Origin of the sequence: Stieleria sp., from assembly GCF_041595215.1 — a bacterium.
GTDB lineage: Bacteria > Planctomycetota > Planctomycetia > Pirellulales > Pirellulaceae > Stieleria > Stieleria magnilauensis.
The window spans coordinates 1-2,220 of record NZ_JBFHKV010001264.1 but is presented as its reverse complement, the minus strand read 5'-3'; the positions used below and the strand labels follow the sequence as shown (position 1 = coordinate 2,220).

Below are 2,220 nucleotides of genomic sequence, written 5' to 3'. Positions count from 1 at the left end.
TCCTCTTCGAGATGAATCTTCGCGCCGCTGATTCCGAACGACTCTGCTTGGAGCGTGAGGTCAAATTGCCGATCGTCGCGAATAATCGTCATGCCGGCTTTACGAGGCAACTTGCCGCTGCGGATCGCTTGCATGGCCTCGGGCAGCTTGACCGGACTCTCCGCCGAGATGCTCTCCTTGCCCGATTCACCGAGCGGGCATTCCAGACTGAGCGTCTTGGCCAGCATCACGGTGACTTTCGAATCGTCGGAAAGCGTGATCGTGTCGGATTGGTTTTCCAGTGTCCACCACAGCCACATCAAGAACTCATTGCCCAGGAAATCCGGCGACTGTGAATGCTCGTTGGACCATTTGTGGCTGCCCATCGTTTGTCCGCTGACGAAACTGACCGGCTGCAGATCGTCGACTTCGCCGTACAGCTCGTTGTCGATTCCCCACTGTTCGGCCAGCGATCCCGCGCTCCAGTGCCGAAGTTCCACGCCGAAGGCCCGCTCGACCAGATCCAAACAGTGTCGGCCGGCCGTGCCCACCGAACCGCCAAAGTACAGTAGTTCGTTGGCGTAATCCCAAAGCATCGGAAAGGATTGCATCTTGCGATACTTGCCGGTCGCCGCTTCAGTTTCACAGCGTTGTTCCACCGCCTCCTTGGCCTCTTTGCGTTGGGCTTTGGTGATCACGCCCGTTTCGCTGTCCTTGGCGATGCCCGCCAGTTCCATTTGCAGCCAGGCGGCTCGGTAGGCAGAGGGGATCTGGTTGGTGTCAAATCGGGCGGAGAAGTGGATGGCTTCGTTGATCAAGTTCTTGCTGTGATCAAAGTCCTGGTCGAACAAGTGCTCGCCGCCCAAAAAACCGACCGAGACGTTTTCTTCCGAGGCGGTTTGGAACTTGCCGGCAGCGTGCTTGGAGAGGATCTCGATGTGCTCGTCGCCGAAGCGTTCCGCTTCGAAACCGGTGACACTGAATCTTTGAAACGCGAGGCTACCGCGAAGGAATGGCATGGACGATCCCGTGACTGTTGAGAGGGCGAGCGGATGGAAGCGTCGTGGATTTATCGACGGATGCCCGTCAGGAATTTGTCCCGTTGAAGCCAATCGTCACGATCGGCAAGGTTTGACCAGCTTCATGCTCTCGCTGGGACGCCGTGGGTATCATTCTCGATCGTTAGCCCGGTGGAAGGCCTCGGGCATTGCATTCGGCCTGGCCGCTTACGCCAACACGGACTCGATTTCGCTGCGGGGCACGAAGTGCAATACCAGCGGTTGGGAGCCGTCTGGTTGTGATTGCTGCCAGCTGGCGTACATCCCGTCGGGGCGAGCCAAGACGTCCACGTAGCGACTGCACCCCGTGCCGAACGGGCTGACGAACAAGGGCTCATACCGCGACAATCGCTGCGGCTGCTGCCACCGCCGGTCGACCATGTACGCGGCACCACCGAGTTCCTCGCACGAATGGCCGCGCGGCCGATCAACCGACTCGGCGTGTTGCGTGTGATCACGCACGCATTCACCGCCGTCGTAAAACATCAATTGCACGTTCTGCCCGCGAAACGCACCGACTGCAGGCACATCGATGACCGCCGTACCGCGTGACATCGCGACATCCCAGACATTGCCGCGAGGGAAAAAATCAAACGTCGCCGATCCGCAGCGCGTCGTGGCATCTGTGCCGGTTGTCTCGCGATCTTCCGCTGGCACGAACCCCGTGTTGGAACAGGTCCAGCTGAACGGGTGCGAGCAAAACAGCAGCAACGGGCCCGTCGGTGACTCGTATAGAAAGGGGTCTTTGACGTGAATCGTCTCCGGTTCCTTCGACACCAGCCACGGAACGATCTCCGCGTCCTTCAAGCCTTCGATGCTGTCGGCCTGGATTCGATCGATCGACCAAACGCCGGTGCCGGGTTTCAGAAACCGTTGAAATTCCGGTGGATAACCGACTCGGTCTTTTTCGGTTGAAACATACAGCTCGACCGTACCGTCACCAAAGCGGATCGCACTGCCTTCGATTGACAGCACCGGTGTTTCGTCGCGCGACAGATCCTGTTTGCTCAGACTGACAACTTTCTCAAATGATTGGCCTTGATCGCTTGATCGAAAGATCGCCAATTCCAGCCCGCGGCTGCCCGCAGCCAACCCGGTTCGTGAATCGCCGTGATTGCGGTAGCGTCCGACCAGGTAGAGATCCCCATCGGGACCGACCGCTAGGTTACCGCCGCCGAACCAG

General features: G+C 58.9%; 2 protein-coding genes. Both read right to left on the bottom strand.

Annotated features, from left to right (window positions below):
- Positions 1 to 998, bottom strand: a 998-nt coding sequence (locus ABX749_RS30385; RefSeq protein WP_372899337.1) for a hypothetical protein, incomplete at its 3' end; no start/stop codon positions are given.
- 207 nt (positions 999 to 1,205) lie between these two features.
- Positions 1,206 to 2,220 (bottom strand): hypothetical protein (locus tag ABX749_RS30380; RefSeq protein ID WP_372899336.1); only part of this gene is annotated, 1,015 nt, incomplete at its 5' end.